Here is a 14413-nt window from a genome sequence, read left to right as displayed (position 1 = left end):
GGGGTGCGCCCGTGACGCCCGACGAGCTCGTCCTCGCGTTCGACGCGGACTGTCACCGGTGCCGGACCGTCGCCGCGGAGGTCCGGCGGCGCGTCCCCGAGCTCGAGGTGCTGCCCCTGCGCGACTACCGCGTGCAGGAGTGGCGCACCGAGGCCTACGGCGCGGACCCGCCGCACGCCCCGACGCTGCTCGCCGTGACGGTCACCGCGGACGGCCGGGACCGGGTGCGGGCCTGGCACGGACCCGGCGTCGTGACCGGGCTGCTGCGGACCCTGGGGCCGAGGCGCGCCGCGGCCCTCGCGCCCGTCGTCGTCCCGATGCTCAGAAGGCCATCGCCTGGGCGCGCCGCTTGACCTCCCCGCCGCGGTCCGAGCGCAGCGCCTCGATCGGCGCGCCGGGCAGCGTCGGGTCCTCCTGGAAGAGCCAGCGGAGGATCTCGGCGTCGGTATAGCCCCCGTCGCGCAGCAGCGTGATCAGCCCGGCGAGGCCCTTGACCACGCCGGTGTCGACGAGGAAGGCGGCCGGGACGATCCACTGGTCGCCCTCGCGGACGCCCAGGAGCTGGCCCTGTTTGATCATCTGGCCGACCCGGGTGCGGGGCACGCCGAGGCGCTCGCCGGCCTGGGCGAGGGTGAGGGCGTCGATCTCGCGGCCGACGAGAGCGGTCAGTGCGGCGGTCATCGGTGCAGACTGTGCCAGAGCGGGGGCGCGCACAACATCAGCCGCACGGGAGACACGGCGCCGCGCGTCGTCCCCGCCGCGCCGGGCCGGGCGCGCCTACCATCCGGCCATGCCGCGCGACACCGCACCGGGGACCGCCCGCACGGTGCTCGACGGGCGCTACCGCGTCGGTGAGGTGATCGCCCGCGGCGGGATGTCGACCGTGCACCGCGGCACCGACCTGCGGCTCGACCGCCCGGTGGCCGTCAAGATCATGGACCCGTCGCTGGCACTGGACCCGGTGTTCGTCCGGCGCTTCGAGCGCGAGGCCCGGGCGGCGGCGCGCCTGTCCCACCCCGGCATCGTCGCCGTGCACGACCAGGGCCGCCACGCCGACGGCACGATCTTCCTCGTCCTGGAGCTGGTCGAGGGCGGCACCCTGCGCGACGTCCTGCGCGAGCAGGTCCGCCTCGCCCCCGCGACCGCGCTGACGGTGGTGGAGCAGGTGCTCGCGGCGCTGTCGGTGGCGCACCGGGCCGGCATGGTGCACCGCGACGTCAAGCCCGAGAACGTGCTCGTCGCGGCCTCCGGGCAGCTCAAGGTCGCCGACTTCGGACTGGTCGCCGCCGCCTGGGACGGCGCCGCCGACGGGTCGCTCGACACCGGCGGCTCGACCTCCGACGACCTCATCCTCGGGACCGCCGCGTACCTCCCCCCGGAACAGGTCCAGCACGGACGCACCGACGAACGCAGCGACGTCTACCAGGCGGGTGTCGTGCTGTTCGAGCTGCTCACCGGCGTCCCGCCGCACGGCGGGGACACCGCCCTCGCCGTCGCGTACCGGCACGTCAACGTCGACGTGCCGGCGCCCTCCACCCGGGCCCCGGGCATCCCGCGGGCCCTCGACCGGCTCGTCGTCGCGGCCACCCGCCGCGATCCCGACGACCGCCTCGCCGGCGCGGCGGCCTTCCTCGAGGCCGCCCGCCGCGCCCGGCAGGAGGAGTCGCTGCCGTTCTCGCCGGTGGCCGCCCCGCAGCGTCGGCGCACCGCCGCCGCACCTCCCCCGCACACCGGCACCCGGGTGTTCACCGGCCCCACGCCCCGCCCGCCGGCCGACGATCCGCCCCCGACGGCCCGGGAACCCGAGCCGGCGGAGGAGCCGGACCCGCCGTCGAGAAGTGACCGCAACGCCGACGTCGTCGACCGCGTGGAGCGGCACGCCCGCCGGCGCGACCGCATCCGCTCGCGGCGGATCTTCGTCGTGTGGGTGCTCGCGGTGATCGCCGCGAGCGTCGCCTCGGGCGTCGTCGGGTGGGGCCTGGGCAGCCCCTAGTTGCGCAGCATCTCCGCGATCAGGAACGCCAGCTCCAGCGACTGCTGGGTGTTCAGCCGCGGGTCGCAGGCGGTCTCGTAGCGCCCGGCGAGGTCGGTGTCGGAGATCTCCTGCGCGCCGCCGAGGCACTCGGTGACGTCCTCGCCGGTGAGCTCGACGTGGATGCCGCCGGGGTGGGTGCCGAGCCGGTGGTGGACCTCGAAGAAGCCCTGGACCTCGTCGACCACCTGGTCGAAGTGGCGGGTCTTGAAGCCGGTGGTGGCCTCGTAGGTGTTGCCGTGCATCGGGTCGCACTGCCAGATGACCTGGTGGCCCGAGGCGGTGACCTTCTCGACGATGCCCGGGAGCACGTCGCGCACCTTGCCCGCGCCCATGCGGCTGATCAGGGTGAGCCGGCCGGCCTCGTGGTTCGGGTCGAGCCGCTCGACGTACTCCACGGCCTGCTCCGGCGTGGTGCCCGGCCCGATCTTCAGGCCGATCGGGTTCGCGAGCAGCTCGGCGAAGGCGATGTGGGCGCCGTCGAGGGCCCGCGTGCGCTCCCCGATCCACAGGAAGTGCGCACCGAGGGAGAACAGGCGGGGGTCGTCCTTGCGGGCCGAGTCCAGGCGCAGCAGGGCGCGCTCGTAGTCCAGGACGAGGGCCTCGTGGCTGGCGTAGATCTCGGTGGAGTGCAGCGAGTGGTCGGTGACGCCGCACGCGGACATGAACCGCAGCGCGCGGTCGATCTCGGCGGCGACGGCCTCGTAGCGCTCGCCCGCCGCGGAGTTGGCGACGAACTCACGGTTCCAGTCGTGCACCTCGTGCAGGTCGGCCATGCCGCCGCTGGTCAGCGCGCGGGTCAGGTTCATCGCGGCCGAGGCGTTCGCGTAGGCGCGGATCATCCGGCCCGGGTCGGGCACCCGCAGCTCGGCGTTGGCGGCCAGCGAGTTGACCATGTCGCCGCGGTAGGACGGCAGGCCGAAGGCGTCGATCTCCGACGACCGCGGCTTGGCGTACTGCCCGGCGATCCGCCCGATCTTGACGACGGGGGTGGAGGCGCCGTAGGTCAGCACGACCGCCATCTGCAGCAGCGTGCGGATGTTGCCGCGCAGGTGGGGCTCGGTGTTGTCCGCGAACGTCTCGGCGCAGTCCCCGCCCTGCAGCAGGAACGCCTCGCCGCGGGCGACCGCCGCGAGCTGGCCGCGCAGGCGGTCGATCTCGGCGGGCACGGTGATCGGCGGGACGTGCTCGAGGACCGTCCGCGCGTCGCTCACCGCCGCCGCGTCCGGCCACGCGGGCTGCTGCGCCGCGGGCTTCGAGAGGGCGGCGTCCAGCCGCTCCCGCATCTCGGCGGGCAGGGGCGGCAGGCCGGGCAGGGCATCCACGGGCAGGTCGACGGACCACACGAGGCATCAGCCTACTGTCACGCCACGCGGTGCTGGATCGGTTCCCCTCGGAGGAAGCGGCCGACGTTCGTCACGAACTCCCGCGCCATCCCCGCGTAGGACTGCTCGGTGATGCCGCCGACGTGCGGCGTGACCAGCACGTTGTGCTCCAGCAGCTCGTCGTGCGGGTCGATCGGCTCCACCCACGTGACGTCCAGGCCCGCTCCGGCGAGCCGGCCTCCGGCCAGGGCGGCCAGCAGCGCGTCCCGGTCGACGACGGGTCCGCGCGCCACGTTGACCACGTGGCCGCCGGGGTTCAGCGCCGCCAGCGCGGCGTCGGACACGATGCCGCGGGTCGCCTCGGTCAGCGGGCAGGCCACCACGAGGTCGTCGCACCCGGCGAGGGCCCGGGCGAGGTCGCCACGGCGGTACTCGTCGACGACCGCGGCGGCCGCCGGGTAGTCCGCCGCCGCGCGGCGCCCGATCCCGACGACGCGCACGCCGAAGGCGCGGAGCCGCACGGCGACCTCGACGCCGATGTCGCCCGTGCCGAGCACGGCCACGGTGCGCCCGCGCAGCATCACGCCCATCGGCGAGCCGACCGCCTTCTCCGCCACCCCGGCCCGCGCCTCCTCGTAGCGGCGCAGCAGCGCCAGCAGCAGGAGCAGCGCGATCTCGGCGACGGCCGTGGCGTTGCCGGACCCGCCGCCGGGCACGTTCGCCACCGGCACACCCCGGGCGCGGGCGGCCTCCAGGTCGACCCCGGAGACGCCCACGCCGAACTGCTGCACCAGGCGCGCCCCGCACGCGTCGATCAGCGGGCCGTCGATCGTGCTGCCCAGCGGGGCGAGCACGTCGGCCGCGACGGGTGCCGCGTGCGGCACGTCGACCAGCTCCGCTCCGTCGAGCTCCGGGATCGCGAGATCCGCCAGGGCCTCGGTGAGACACCGGCGGACCTCCGGGAAGCCGCCGCCGACGAGTCCGATGCGCACGGTGCCTCCGGCCTGTGAGTGGTTCTGACGGTGATGACCGTGAAAAGTACTCACGGGCCTCCGGCACCTAGACGGGCTCGGCCACGAACACCGGGATCTCGCGGTCGGTCGCCTCCTGGTAGTCGGCGTACGACGGGTACGCCGCGACGGCCCGCTCCCACCACTGCGCGCGCTCCTCACCGGTGACGATCCGCGCGCGGTAGGTCTTCGTCTCGCGCCCGTCCTGGATCGGGAACTCCGGGTTCGCGACGATGTTGTGGTACCAGGTCGGGTGCTCGTCCGCGCCGCCCTTCGAGGCGACGATCGCGTAGTCGCCGTCGTGCTCGACCCGCATGACCGGGGTGTGCCGCAGCTTGCCGGTCTTCGCCCCGCGCAGCGTCATCAGGATGATCGGCGATCCCAGGACCGTGATCCCCTCCGTGGTCCCGGTGCGCTGGATCTGCTCGATCTGCTCACGCACCCAGTCGGTCGGGTTGGTCTCCACCTGCTCGCTCATGTGCGGGGGAACCCGGGGCCGCGGACGATCATTCCGAGGTGCCTGCGGCCTGTGAGTACTTTTCCGTGCTGGAGCACGGAAAAGTACTCACGGGCCGAAGGCACCCTCGCCCATCCGGGCGCGCCAGATCTCGTCGATGACCATCCACTTCACGAGGTTGTGGCGGGCGTCGGCGAGGGCGTCGTGGGCGTCCGGCGGCGCGGGCGGGAGCTCGGGGCGCCCGACGTCGTTCCAGCGCTGGCGCAGGTCGCGGGTGAAGCGGGGCAGCTCGCGCGGCAGGGCGGGCATGGCACCCCAGAGCTGGGCCACCACCACGTGGTCGTACGGCGCGTTCCAGGCCCACAGCTCGACCGGACCCGCACCCGCCGTCACGAACGCGAAGAAGTCCTCGCGGATCTGCAGCCGGCTGCGCCAGGCCGGGTCGGACGAGGGCGGGAGCTTGTCCAGCACGTTCTTCCGCACCCACGGGCCGGCCTTCATCGGGTCGAACGCGCGGGAGATCGCGTAGAACTCCCGCCCGTCCTCGTCGACCGCCCCGAGGGAGACGAGATCGATGGTCGTCCCGTCCTCGATGAACTCGCAGTCGTAGAAGATCCGTGCCACGACGCGCGATTCTGTCAGGCCGCCGTGGCGTCGCCCGCGCTCTCCTTGGCCTTCGAGGCGTAGACGTCCACGTACTCCTGGCCGGAGAGCTCCAGGATCGCGTCCATCACCTCGTCGGTGATCGCGCGCTCGACCTGGCGGTCGTCGGCGATGCCGGCGTAGCGGGAGAAGTCCAGCGGGCGCCCGATGGCGATCGTGATCTTCACGGGGCGCCAGAACCGGGATCCGACCGGGTTCGCGCGGTCGGTGCCGATCATCGCGACCGGCACCACGGGCACCCCGGCCTCCAGGGCCATCCGGGCGACCCCGGTGCGGCCCTTGTAGAGGCGGCCGTCGGGCGAGCGCGTGCCCTCGGGGTAGATCCCGAACAGCCGGCCCTCGCGCATGACCCCGATCCCGGTGTCGAGGGCGGCACGGGCGGCGCGCCCGTTGCCGCGCTCGATGGGGACCTGGCCCATGCCGGTGAAGAACCAGCGCTGCAGGGTGCCGATCGGACCCGTCGTCGTGAAGTACTCCGCCTTGGCCGGGAAGGCCATCCGCCGCGGCACCATGAGCGGGAGGACGAACGAGTCGAGCACCGCGAGGTGGTTCGACGCGACCAGGGCCCCGCCGGTGCGCGGCAGGTTCTCCGCGCCGCGGACCTCCGGCCGGAACGCCACCCGCATGAGCGGACCCATGAAGACCCACTTCATCAACCAGTAGAGCACCGCTCCCCTTCCCCGCCGACCCTCGGATGTCGCAGCCTAGGCAGCGGCGTGTCGGGCGACAACGACAGCGCGTCGCCGACGGTCCACCGACCGGCCACCGACGACACCACCGGATCGGGCACCTGCACGTACCGCGCCGGTGTGGGACGTGACACGATGACGCCCAGGGCGTCCCCGCGCCCGCCATCCCCGTCGTGGAGGCACGTGTGCCCGTGATGCCCGGGGCGGAGCCGTTCTCCGCCGACCCCGAGGGCGCCGAGATCGGCGTGGTGCTCGCGCACGGGTTCACGGGCTGCCCGCAGAGCATGCGGCCGTGGGGGGAGCACCTCGCGGCCGAGTGCATCGCGGTCCGCGGCCCGCGGCTGCCCGGGCACGGCACCCGCTGGCAGGACATGCAGGCCACCCGCTGGCCCGACTGGTACGGCGAGATCGCCCGCGCCGTCGACGACCTGCTCGGCCGCTACCGGTCGGTGTTCGTCTTCGGGCTCTCCATGGGCGGCACGCTGACGCTGCGGGCGGCCGAGGAGTACGGCGACCGGATCACCGGCATCTGCCTGGTCAACCCGTCGGTGACGACGCTGCGCCGCGACGCCGCCTTCGCCCGCTACCTGGCGCGGCTGTGGCCGTGGGCGCCGGGCGTGGCGAACGACGTCGCGAAGCCGGGCGTCACCGAGCTCGGGTACGACCGGGTGCCGCTCAAGGCGTTCGTGTCGCTGACCGAGCTGTGGTCGGTGGTCCGGACCGATCTCCCCCGCGTGACGAGCCCGGTGCTGCTGTACCGCTCGACCGCCGACCACGTCGTGGAACCGGTGAACGCGAGCCTCGTCCTCGACGGGGTGTCCGCCACCGACGTCACCGAGGTCGTCCTGCAGGACAGCTACCACGTCGCGACCCTCGACCACGACGCCCCCAGGATCTTCGCCGGCAGCACCGAGTTCGCCCGCCGGTTGCACGCCGCACGCGCAGAGGCAGGACATCCCGCATGAGCACGCCCGACCCGGAGGACCCCGCCCGCCGCGACGAGGCCGGCTCCGGCCAGTCCGCCGACGCGCGCCGCTTCGAGCTGCCCGACGACGTCGACGCCGCGTTCGCGGCGATCGTCGCCGACTGGGCCGCCGCGGACGCGCCGCGCTGGCCGGTCGTGCCCGACGAGGACGGGCCGTCGTCCGGCGTCGGGCTCGCCACGCCCCCGCAGGGCCAGCCGTCGGCGCACCCCGAACGGTCCGCCGACGAGCTGTTCACCCCGGCCCCGGAGCCGACGCAGCCCACCCCGCCGCCGTCGCCGCCCGCGGCCCACCGGCCGCACGCACCTCGGCGTCCCGAGGACGAGCACTTCGTCCCGCCGGAGCCGCCCCCGCTGCCCCGGATCGGGCTGTCCAGCCTGTTCGGGCTCCTGCTGCTCGTGGCCGGCGTGGTCCTGCTCGCCCTGCCCGCGCTCGTCGGCGGGGTCGCCGGGCTCGGCATCGTCCCGGGCCTGCTGGCCATGGCGGCCGGCCTCGGCTGGCTCGTCGTCGGGATGCGGCGCCCGTCGGAGTCCGAGGACCCCGAGGGCACCGTCTAGAGCCCGCGCTCCCCGGCGTCGAGCGCGGCGCCGATCATCCCGGCGTCCCCGCCGAGCACCGCCGCGCGCACGTCGGCCAGCCGCCGGTGACCGCGCCCGGTGACCTCGTCGGCGTACACCGCCCGGGCGTCGTCGAGGTAGAGCTCCGACGACGCCGAGACCTCGCCGCCGATGACGACGACGTCCGGGTCGAACGTGTCCGCCACCATCGCGAGGCCCCGCCCGAGCCAGGCGGCGAAGTCGGCGACGACCCGCAGGGCGAGGTGGTCCCCGCCGGCGGCGGCGTGCGCGACGTCGCGCCCGGACAGCGGCAGCCCGCGCTCCCACGCCACCCGCAGGGTGGAGAAGTCCTCGCTCGCCGACACCAGCTCGTCGGCGCTCGCGCCCAGCGCGGTGCCGCTGCAGTAGCGCTCGAGGCAGCCGCGCTTGCCGCAGGGGCAGGGGCGTCCGTCGGGCACGACCACCACGTGGCCGAGCTCGGGCGCGACCCCGAAGGCCCCGCGGAAGACGTGCCCGTCGATCACGAGCGCGGCCCCGATCCCGGTACCGAGCGCCACCAGGACCGCCACCCGCGCACCGGCCGCCGCACCGACCCGGTGCTCGGCGAGCCCGGCGGCGTTCGCGTCGTGCTCGAGGGTGACGGGGAGTCCGAGGCGGTCGGTCATGCGGTCGACCACCGGCTCGTCCCGCCACGGCAGGTGGGCCCCGAAGGACACCGCCCGCCGGTCCGGGTCGACGAAGCCCGCCACCGCGAGCCCCACCGCGCCGACCTCCCGGCCGGCCGAGCGGGCCTCGTCGGAGAGGTGGGCGACGAGCTTCGCGACGGTCCCGTCGAGCTCCGAGGACTGCCGCGGCGTCGCGGCGACCCGGCTGGCCAGCAGGGTCCCGTCGGCCGCGACGAGGCCCGCCTTGACCGTCGTCCCGCCGATGTCGACCCCGACCGTCAGCACGGGCGTGGCCGTCGACGGACGGGGATGCGCTGCACCCCGCGGCGCGCGGTCGCGTGGGCGGCGGGTCCGGTGCCGTTCCCGACGACGGGGCCGGGTGCGTTCCCGACGACGGGTCCGGTGCCGTTCCCGACGACGGATGCGGTCGCCTCCGGCTCGGCGGCCGGGGCGCCGGGCGCCCGGCGCGGGCTCGGCCGGGGACCGCGGCGGCCGGTGGGACGGTCGGCGGGCGTCGCGGCGGGTGCCTCGTCGTCGGTACCCCGGGCGGCGGGGGCCGGGTCGAACGTGGCGTGCGGCGCGACGTCCCAGGGGACGTCGGCCGCCCAGCTCGGCGTGCCCCACTCGGCGGGCCAGCCGGCCGGGGCGGTCGGCGGGGTCGGGGTGGTCCGGGTGCTCGGGGTGTCGGGTGCCGGCGGCGGGGCGTGGTGGTCGTGGCTGCCGGTGGCGTGCGCCTGCAGGAGCAGCCGCAGCAGGACCAGGAGCCCGGACGCCTGCTCGGCGAGGGTGGCGGTGAGCTCCGGCTGCTCCCCGCGCAGAGCGGCGACCAGCGCGCAGACCGGGCACCAGGTGCAGGGACCGGGACTCTGCCGCGGCCGCTCGCCGGGCTCGCCCCGCGGGGCCTCGACGCGCGCGCCCACCCAGTCGAGCAGCGTCGTGGCGGTGGCGCGGGCCTCCTGGGCCAGGCGCTCCCGCGCCGCCCGGTCGGCGTCGGTCGTCATGCGGTCCCCCCGTTCCCCCGGGTGCTCATCGCATCCAGACCGCGGGGTCGGGTCGGAAGGCGACCGAGAGCACGTCGTCGTCGAGTTCCGCGCCGACGACCTCGCACCGGCGCAGCACCGGCGGCAGCGCCACCGTGCGCCGCCGGCTCCCGACGGTGACCGCGAGGTCGTCCCCGATGCGGGCGAGGTCCACCTCGCCGTCGCCGATCCCGGGAACCTGCAGGTCCAGGGCGTACTCGCTGTCCACCGACGTCCCCACCCCGGCGACGCGCCGCAGCTCCATCAGCGGCCGCACGGCGGCGCCCTCGAGCGGGTCGTCGTCGCCGTAGAGGTCGTCGGCGAGCTCGGCGAGCTCGCCGATCCCGACGGGCTCCCCCGCCCGGTGCGCGACCGTGCGGACCCCGACCCCCGTGCCCGCGGTCAGCTCGGCGAGGTCGGCCAGCACGTCCTCCTGCTCGCGGCGGCGCACCCGCAGCCACTGCACCGCGGCACTGCGCCCCGTGCCCGGGTCGGGCACCAGCCGGTTCGCGATCAGGCCGTCGACGTGCAGTTCGTGCAGCGCGAGCGCGGTGACCGTGCGGCGGGTCTCCGCGGCGACGACCCGCTCCGGGGTCAGCACGAGGCGGATCGTCGTGGTGGACCGGTCGGCGAGCATGGCGCGCAGCCCGGAGAGCTGCTCGGCCAGGCGGGAGAGCGACGCCGCGGCCGCGTCCCACTTCGCGACGGTGGCCCCGCTGCCGGCCAGACCCGCCAGCACGCCCCGGACGGCACGCCGGTGGGCGGGGAACAGGCGCTCGAGGTAGCCGCCGAGCGCCTCGGGCAGGCTCAGCAGCCGCAGGGTCTCGGCCGTCGGGCCGCAGTCGACGACGACGACCTCCCACGGCCCGTCCTCGGTGGCCCGCCGGACCTGCTCGAGGGCGAGGAGGTCCTCCACCCCGGGCAGCACGGTGAGTTCGTCGGCGACGATGTCGTCGACCCCCGCACCGGCCAGGAGGGTGCGCAGCTGGGCGCGCAGCGGCTCCCAGGCCTCGTCGACGAGGGCGCGGGTGTCGACGTGGGCGGCGAACAGGCCGGGCATCGTCGTCCCGTCGATCTCGGTGGGCTCACCGCCCAGCGGGACGTCGAAGGCGTCGCCGAGCGAGTGCGCCGGATCGGTCGAGAGGACCAGGACCTTGCGGCCCGACCGCGCGAGCGCCACCGCCGTGGCCGCCGCGGTCGTCGTCTTGCCGACCCCGCCCTTGCCGGTGAAGAGCAGGACCCGCACTAGCCCTCCACGCGCCGCTTGAGGCCGGTCAGCGCCGTGTCCATGATCCTCTTCTCGGCCCGCCGCTTGATCAGGCCCGGCATGGGGACCGCGAGGTCCACCGACAGCGTGTAGGTCACGGTCGTCTCCTTCTCGGAGCCGGCGAGCCGGTAGCGCCCGCGCTGGCCGCGCTGCATCTGCCCGGACACGAGGTCCCAGGTGACGCCGTCGTCGACCCAGTCGTACGCGAGCACGTAGGTGTCCTTGAGCGGACCGGCGTCCAGGGTGAACCGGACCTGCTCGGGTCGGCCCTCGTCGTCGTGCGTGAGGACCTTCGCGGAGGTGATCGAGTCCGCCCACTCGGGATAGGCGGGGAAGTCGGCGATCACGTCGAGCACGGCCGTGGGAGCGGCCGCGATGGTGATGGACTGCGTGGACTCGTCCGCCATGGCGCCGAAGGTTACCGTCGCCCGGTCGCCCGGCTCGCCCCGCCGTCACCCTCGCCACGCCCGGGGCAGGTGTGAGGCGGCCGTGATGTCACCTCGGTCACCATCGGGCCACCGCCGGGGTCCCCCGGCGCCGGAAGTGCCCCACGTTCAGGCACTCCGTCGGGCCGATCCGGGTGCGCGCGGTCAGGGGCGCGTGCACGTGCCCGTAGAGGGCGAGCCGGGGCCGGGTGGCCCGGATCTGCTCCAGCAGGGCGGGCGAGGTGAGCTCGTGGGTGCGCGCCACCACGTCGTAGGCGAGCTCGGCGACGGCGGGCGGGGCGTGGCTGCACAGCACGTCCACCGCCCCCAGCGCCTCGACGGCCGCGGTGAACTCCTCCGTGGCGCGCATGTAGGACCGGAAGGCGCCGGCCCGCGGCTCGACCCCCGGCGGCAGCGGGACGCCCCCGACGAACCCCACCCGCGTGTCCCCGATCTCGACGACCTCGCCGTCCACCGCCCGCACGTGGGGGTGGTCGGCGAGGAACTCGGGCCACATCGCCGGGATGTCGACGTTGCCCGGCATCAGCCACACCGGCACCCGGACGGCGCCCAGCGCGGCGAACATCCGGGCGTACTGGCGGTGGACGGCCTCGTCGATGCGGGCGCGGGGGTCGTCGACGTCGGCCCACAGCCGCTGCGTGAACTCCCGCAGCGCCCCTGGGCCGCCCTCCGAGCGCAACCGGGCGAACTCGATCGTCGCGTCCGGGCCCAGGATGTCGGCGAGGATGCCGTTGGTCGGCTCGTCGTAGTCGACGAAGTCGATCAGGTCCCCCAGCACGACGAGGGCCTCGGCACCCTCGGCCGCGCGGGCGAGGTCCTCGCTGTTGCCGTGGACGTCGGAGACGGCGTGCACCCTCATGCGTGGGCCGGCGTCGGTTCACCCGGACGACGGGTCCATCCCGGTGCGTCGCCGGCGGGCGCCTCCAACCGGGCCTTGAGGTCGAACGCCACGGCCTTCGCGGCCCGCTGGCGGCGCAGCGCCTCGCGCGCCGGACCGCTGCGCCCGCGCAGGAGCCGCCGCGCGGACCCGCCCTCGGGCCCGGGGGCGGGGTCGAGGCGCAGGAACCAGTGGACCACCGTCCCGTCTCCGACCGCCTCGCACCACACCTCGGCGCTGCCGACCCAGCGGCCGGTGACCGACCAGCGGATCCCGGCGGCGCCCCGGTCGGCGAAGACGTGCAGCTCGAGGTCGGGCCAGAGCCGGGGCCAGTCCGCGGGATCGGCGAAGGCGGCCGCCACGGCGGCGGGCTCGGCCAGCACGAACGTCTCGTCGATCACGTCCAGCGCGGCCACCGCGACAGCGTGCCCGACGTCTCCGCCGGTCGCAGCGTCGCCCCGCGGTCCTCGTGTCCGATCTGCCGGTTTCGTCCGGGATACCGCCGGGTAGTGACGGCGGTGCCGTCCGGCCCCTAGGCTTCCCGCACGCCGGTGTCGCAGGTGATCCCGGTCGAGGTGGAAGGGTGTGTGCGGGGTGCAGGAGTACAGCGTGCCGGCGGCGGCCAAGGTCGCCGACGACGACCGACTGACCGACGCGGTCTGGGCGAACGCCGCCGAGCACCCGTCCGACACCGCCTACCTGCGCCTGGTCGACGATGCGTGGCGCCCGACGACGTTCGGGGAGTTCCGCGACGAGGTCGTGGCGGTCGCGAAGGGCTTCATCGCCGCGGGCCTCGAGGCCGGCGACCGCGTGGGCATCGTCGCGAAGACCCGCTACGAGTGGACGCTCATCGACTACGCGCTCTGGACGGCGGGCTGCGCCGGCCTCCCGATCTACGAGACGTCCTCGGCCTCGCAGTACGAGTGGTGCCTGTCGGACTCCGGGGCGCGGGGCGTCGTCGTCGAGACCGACGAGCACCGGCAGACGCTGGAGAAGGTGCAGCAGAACCTGCCCGAGCTCGCCCACGTGTGGCAGATCGACGGCTCGTCGCCCGCGGTCGAGGCGCTCAAGGAGGCCGGGCGCGACGTGCCCGACGCCGACGTCGAGGCCCGGCGCACCGGGGTCCACGCCGACGACCTCGCCACGCTGATCTACACCTCGGGCACCACGGGCCGCCCCAAGGGCTGCGAGATCACCCACCGCAACCTGCTCTTCGAGGTCCGGGCCGCGGGCGACACCTTCGGCACCATGATGGAGGCCGGGAACTCGACGCTGCTGTTCCTGCCGCTGGCGCACATCTTCGCCCGGGTGGTGCAGATCGCCGCGCAGGAGCAGCGCTACGTGGTCGGCCACTTCGCCGACACCTCGAAGCTCTCCGGGGAGCTGCCGCGCTTCAAGCCCGACTTCCTGCTCTCGGTGCCCCGCGTGTTCGAGAAGGTCTACAACTCGGCGAAGCAGAAGGCCTACCAGGGCGGCAAGGGCCGGATCTTCGACCTCGCCGAGGCGACCGCGGTCGACTACTCGAAGTCGCTGGACACCGGCGGACCCGGCCTGCTGCTGCGCGGCAAGCACGCGCTGTTCGACGCCCTCGTGTACTCCAAGCTGCGGGCGGCCCTGGGCGGGCAGTGCCGGGGCGCGGTGTCCGGCGGCTCGGCGCTCGGCGCCCGGATCGGCCACTTCTTCCGCGGCATCGGGGTGCCCATCCACGAGGGCTACGGCCTGACCGAGACCAGCGCCGCCATCACCGCCAACGCCGAGGGCGACATCCGGGTCGGCACGGTGGGACGTCCGCTGCCCGGCGTGACGATCGCGATCGCCGACGACGGCGAGGTCCTCGCCAAGGGCGACGTCGTCTTCCGCGGCTACTGGAACAACGCCGAGGCCACCTCCGGCGCGCTCGAGGACGGCTGGTTCCACACCGGCGACATCGGCGTGCTCGACGACGGGTTCCTGTCCATCACCGGACGCAAGAAGGAGCTCATCGTCACCGCCGGCGGCAAGAACGTCGCCCCGGCCGTGATCGAGGACCGCATCCGCGCCCACCGGCTGGTCAGCCAGGCCCTCGTGGTCGGCGACAACCGGCCGTACGTGGCCGCGCTGATCACCCTCGACGAGGAGGCCCTCCCCGGCTGGGCGTCGGAGCACGGCAAGTCCGGCAGCACCGCGTCCGACCTCGTCGACGACGCCGACCTGCGCGCCGAGATCCAGTCGGCGATCGACGACGGCAACGACGCGGTGTCCAAGGCCGAGTCGGTGCGCCAGTTCCGCATCCTGACCTCGGACTTCACCGAGGACTCCGGCGAGCTGACCCCGACGATGAAGCTCAAGCGCAACGTCATCGCCGACCAGCGGGCCGACGAGATCGAGGCGGTGTACGCGCAGCGGTAGGGGCCTTTCGCGAGCGAACGGCACTCTCGCGCACA

At 74.8% G+C, this 14413-nt stretch carries 17 protein-coding genes; 5 read left to right on the top strand and 12 right to left on the bottom strand.

Annotation, left to right across the window (positions count from 1 at the left end):
• The first annotated feature begins 11 nt into the window (after window positions 1–11).
• A complete protein-coding gene (locus tag ACQPYX_RS15940) occupies window positions 12–353 on the top strand; it encodes a hypothetical protein (protein WP_433798313.1) in 342 nt (113 codons plus the stop codon).
• Here the strand turns inward: ACQPYX_RS15940 and ACQPYX_RS15935 are convergent.
• The gene (locus ACQPYX_RS15935) at window positions 322–681 is read right to left on the bottom strand and encodes an Rv2175c family DNA-binding protein (RefSeq protein WP_433798312.1); all 360 of its coding nucleotides are present in this window, start codon (window positions 679–681) and stop codon (window positions 322–324) included. The two genes, ACQPYX_RS15940 and ACQPYX_RS15935, sit on opposite strands and share 32 nt — an antisense overlap.
• Before the next feature lie 109 nt (window positions 682–790).
• Between ACQPYX_RS15935 and ACQPYX_RS15930 the strand changes: the two genes are divergently transcribed.
• On the top strand, window positions 791–1993 hold the full coding sequence (locus ACQPYX_RS15930; RefSeq protein WP_433798311.1) for a protein kinase domain-containing protein: 1203 nt from the start codon (window positions 791–793) through the stop codon (window positions 1991–1993).
• Here the strand turns inward: ACQPYX_RS15930 and ACQPYX_RS15925 are convergent.
• The 5 genes from ACQPYX_RS15925 to ACQPYX_RS15905 all read right to left on the bottom strand — a co-directional run bounded on the left by ACQPYX_RS15925 (window position 1990) and on the right by ACQPYX_RS15905 (window position 6155).
• A complete protein-coding gene (locus ACQPYX_RS15925; protein ID WP_433803729.1) occupies window positions 1990–3318 on the bottom strand; it encodes a class II 3-deoxy-7-phosphoheptulonate synthase in 1329 nt (442 codons plus the stop codon). The genes ACQPYX_RS15930 and ACQPYX_RS15925 overlap by 4 nt on opposite strands.
• A gap of 77 nt (window positions 3319–3395) precedes the next feature.
• Window positions 3396–4349, bottom strand: a complete 954-nt coding sequence (locus ACQPYX_RS15920; protein WP_433798310.1) for an NAD(P)-dependent oxidoreductase — start codon at window positions 4347–4349, stop codon at window positions 3396–3398.
• Between the two features lie 67 nt (window positions 4350–4416).
• Window positions 4417–4845 carry a nitroreductase family deazaflavin-dependent oxidoreductase gene (locus ACQPYX_RS15915; RefSeq protein ID WP_433798309.1) on the bottom strand — a complete coding sequence of 143 codons (429 nt, stop codon included), beginning with the start codon at window positions 4843–4845 and terminating at the stop codon, window positions 4417–4419.
• An 87-nt stretch (window positions 4846–4932) separates the two neighbouring features.
• The gene (locus ACQPYX_RS15910) at window positions 4933–5448 is read right to left on the bottom strand and encodes a polyadenylate-specific 3'-exoribonuclease AS (RefSeq protein WP_433798308.1); all 516 of its coding nucleotides are present in this window, start codon (window positions 5446–5448) and stop codon (window positions 4933–4935) included.
• 14 nt (window positions 5449–5462) lie between these two features.
• The gene (locus ACQPYX_RS15905) at window positions 5463–6155 is read right to left on the bottom strand and encodes a lysophospholipid acyltransferase family protein (RefSeq protein ID WP_230757849.1); all 693 of its coding nucleotides are present in this window, start codon (window positions 6153–6155) and stop codon (window positions 5463–5465) included.
• Between the two features lie 206 nt (window positions 6156–6361).
• On the opposite strand from ACQPYX_RS15905, the gene ACQPYX_RS15900 reads away from it, so the two are divergent.
• Both ACQPYX_RS15900 and ACQPYX_RS15895 read left to right on the top strand, forming a co-directional pair.
• Complete coding sequence (locus tag ACQPYX_RS15900; protein WP_433798307.1) at window positions 6362–7141, top strand: alpha/beta hydrolase; 780 nt, start codon at window positions 6362–6364, stop codon at window positions 7139–7141.
• Window positions 7138–7716: a hypothetical protein gene (locus tag ACQPYX_RS15895; protein WP_230757853.1), complete on the top strand. Its 579-nt coding sequence runs from the start codon at window positions 7138–7140 to the stop codon at window positions 7714–7716. Before ACQPYX_RS15900 ends, ACQPYX_RS15895 begins: the two co-directional genes overlap by 4 nt.
• Here the strand turns inward: ACQPYX_RS15895 and ACQPYX_RS15890 are convergent.
• From ACQPYX_RS15890 to ACQPYX_RS15865, 6 genes are all read right to left on the bottom strand, one after another.
• Window positions 7713–8666: an ROK family protein gene (locus tag ACQPYX_RS15890; RefSeq protein ID WP_433798306.1), complete on the bottom strand. Its 954-nt coding sequence runs from the start codon at window positions 8664–8666 to the stop codon at window positions 7713–7715. The two genes, ACQPYX_RS15895 and ACQPYX_RS15890, sit on opposite strands and share 4 nt — an antisense overlap.
• Entirely contained in the window at window positions 8660–9382 is a 723-nt protein-coding gene (locus ACQPYX_RS15885) for a hypothetical protein (protein WP_433798305.1), read from the bottom strand. Before ACQPYX_RS15885 ends, ACQPYX_RS15890 begins: the two co-directional genes overlap by 7 nt.
• Before the next feature lie 25 nt (window positions 9383–9407).
• Complete coding sequence (locus ACQPYX_RS15880) at window positions 9408–10646, bottom strand: ArsA family ATPase (RefSeq protein WP_230757865.1); 1239 nt, start codon at window positions 10644–10646, stop codon at window positions 9408–9410.
• Window positions 10646–11074 carry an SRPBCC family protein gene (locus ACQPYX_RS15875; protein WP_230757869.1) on the bottom strand — a complete coding sequence of 143 codons (429 nt, stop codon included), beginning with the start codon at window positions 11072–11074 and terminating at the stop codon, window positions 10646–10648. The genes ACQPYX_RS15880 and ACQPYX_RS15875 overlap by 1 nt, the downstream gene beginning before the upstream one ends.
• A 97-nt stretch (window positions 11075–11171) precedes the next feature.
• The gene (locus ACQPYX_RS15870; protein ID WP_433798304.1) at window positions 11172–11972 is read right to left on the bottom strand and encodes a metallophosphoesterase family protein; all 801 of its coding nucleotides are present in this window, start codon (window positions 11970–11972) and stop codon (window positions 11172–11174) included.
• Entirely contained in the window at window positions 11969–12406 is a 438-nt protein-coding gene (locus tag ACQPYX_RS15865) for a polyketide cyclase / dehydrase and lipid transport (protein ID WP_230757878.1), read from the bottom strand. Before ACQPYX_RS15865 ends, ACQPYX_RS15870 begins: the two co-directional genes overlap by 4 nt.
• Before the next feature lie 178 nt (window positions 12407–12584).
• On the opposite strand from ACQPYX_RS15865, the gene ACQPYX_RS15860 reads away from it, so the two are divergent.
• Window positions 12585–14378, top strand: a complete 1794-nt coding sequence (locus tag ACQPYX_RS15860; protein ID WP_433798303.1) for an AMP-dependent synthetase/ligase — start codon at window positions 12585–12587, stop codon at window positions 14376–14378.
• The last annotated feature ends 35 nt before the right edge of the window (window positions 14379–14413 follow it).

Source organism: Actinomycetospora sp. CA-084318, from assembly GCF_050955885.1.
GTDB lineage: Bacteria > Actinomycetota > Actinomycetes > Mycobacteriales > Pseudonocardiaceae > Actinomycetospora.
The sequence above is the reverse complement of the archived record's forward strand: the minus strand, read 5'-3'. Positions and strand labels throughout refer to the sequence as shown.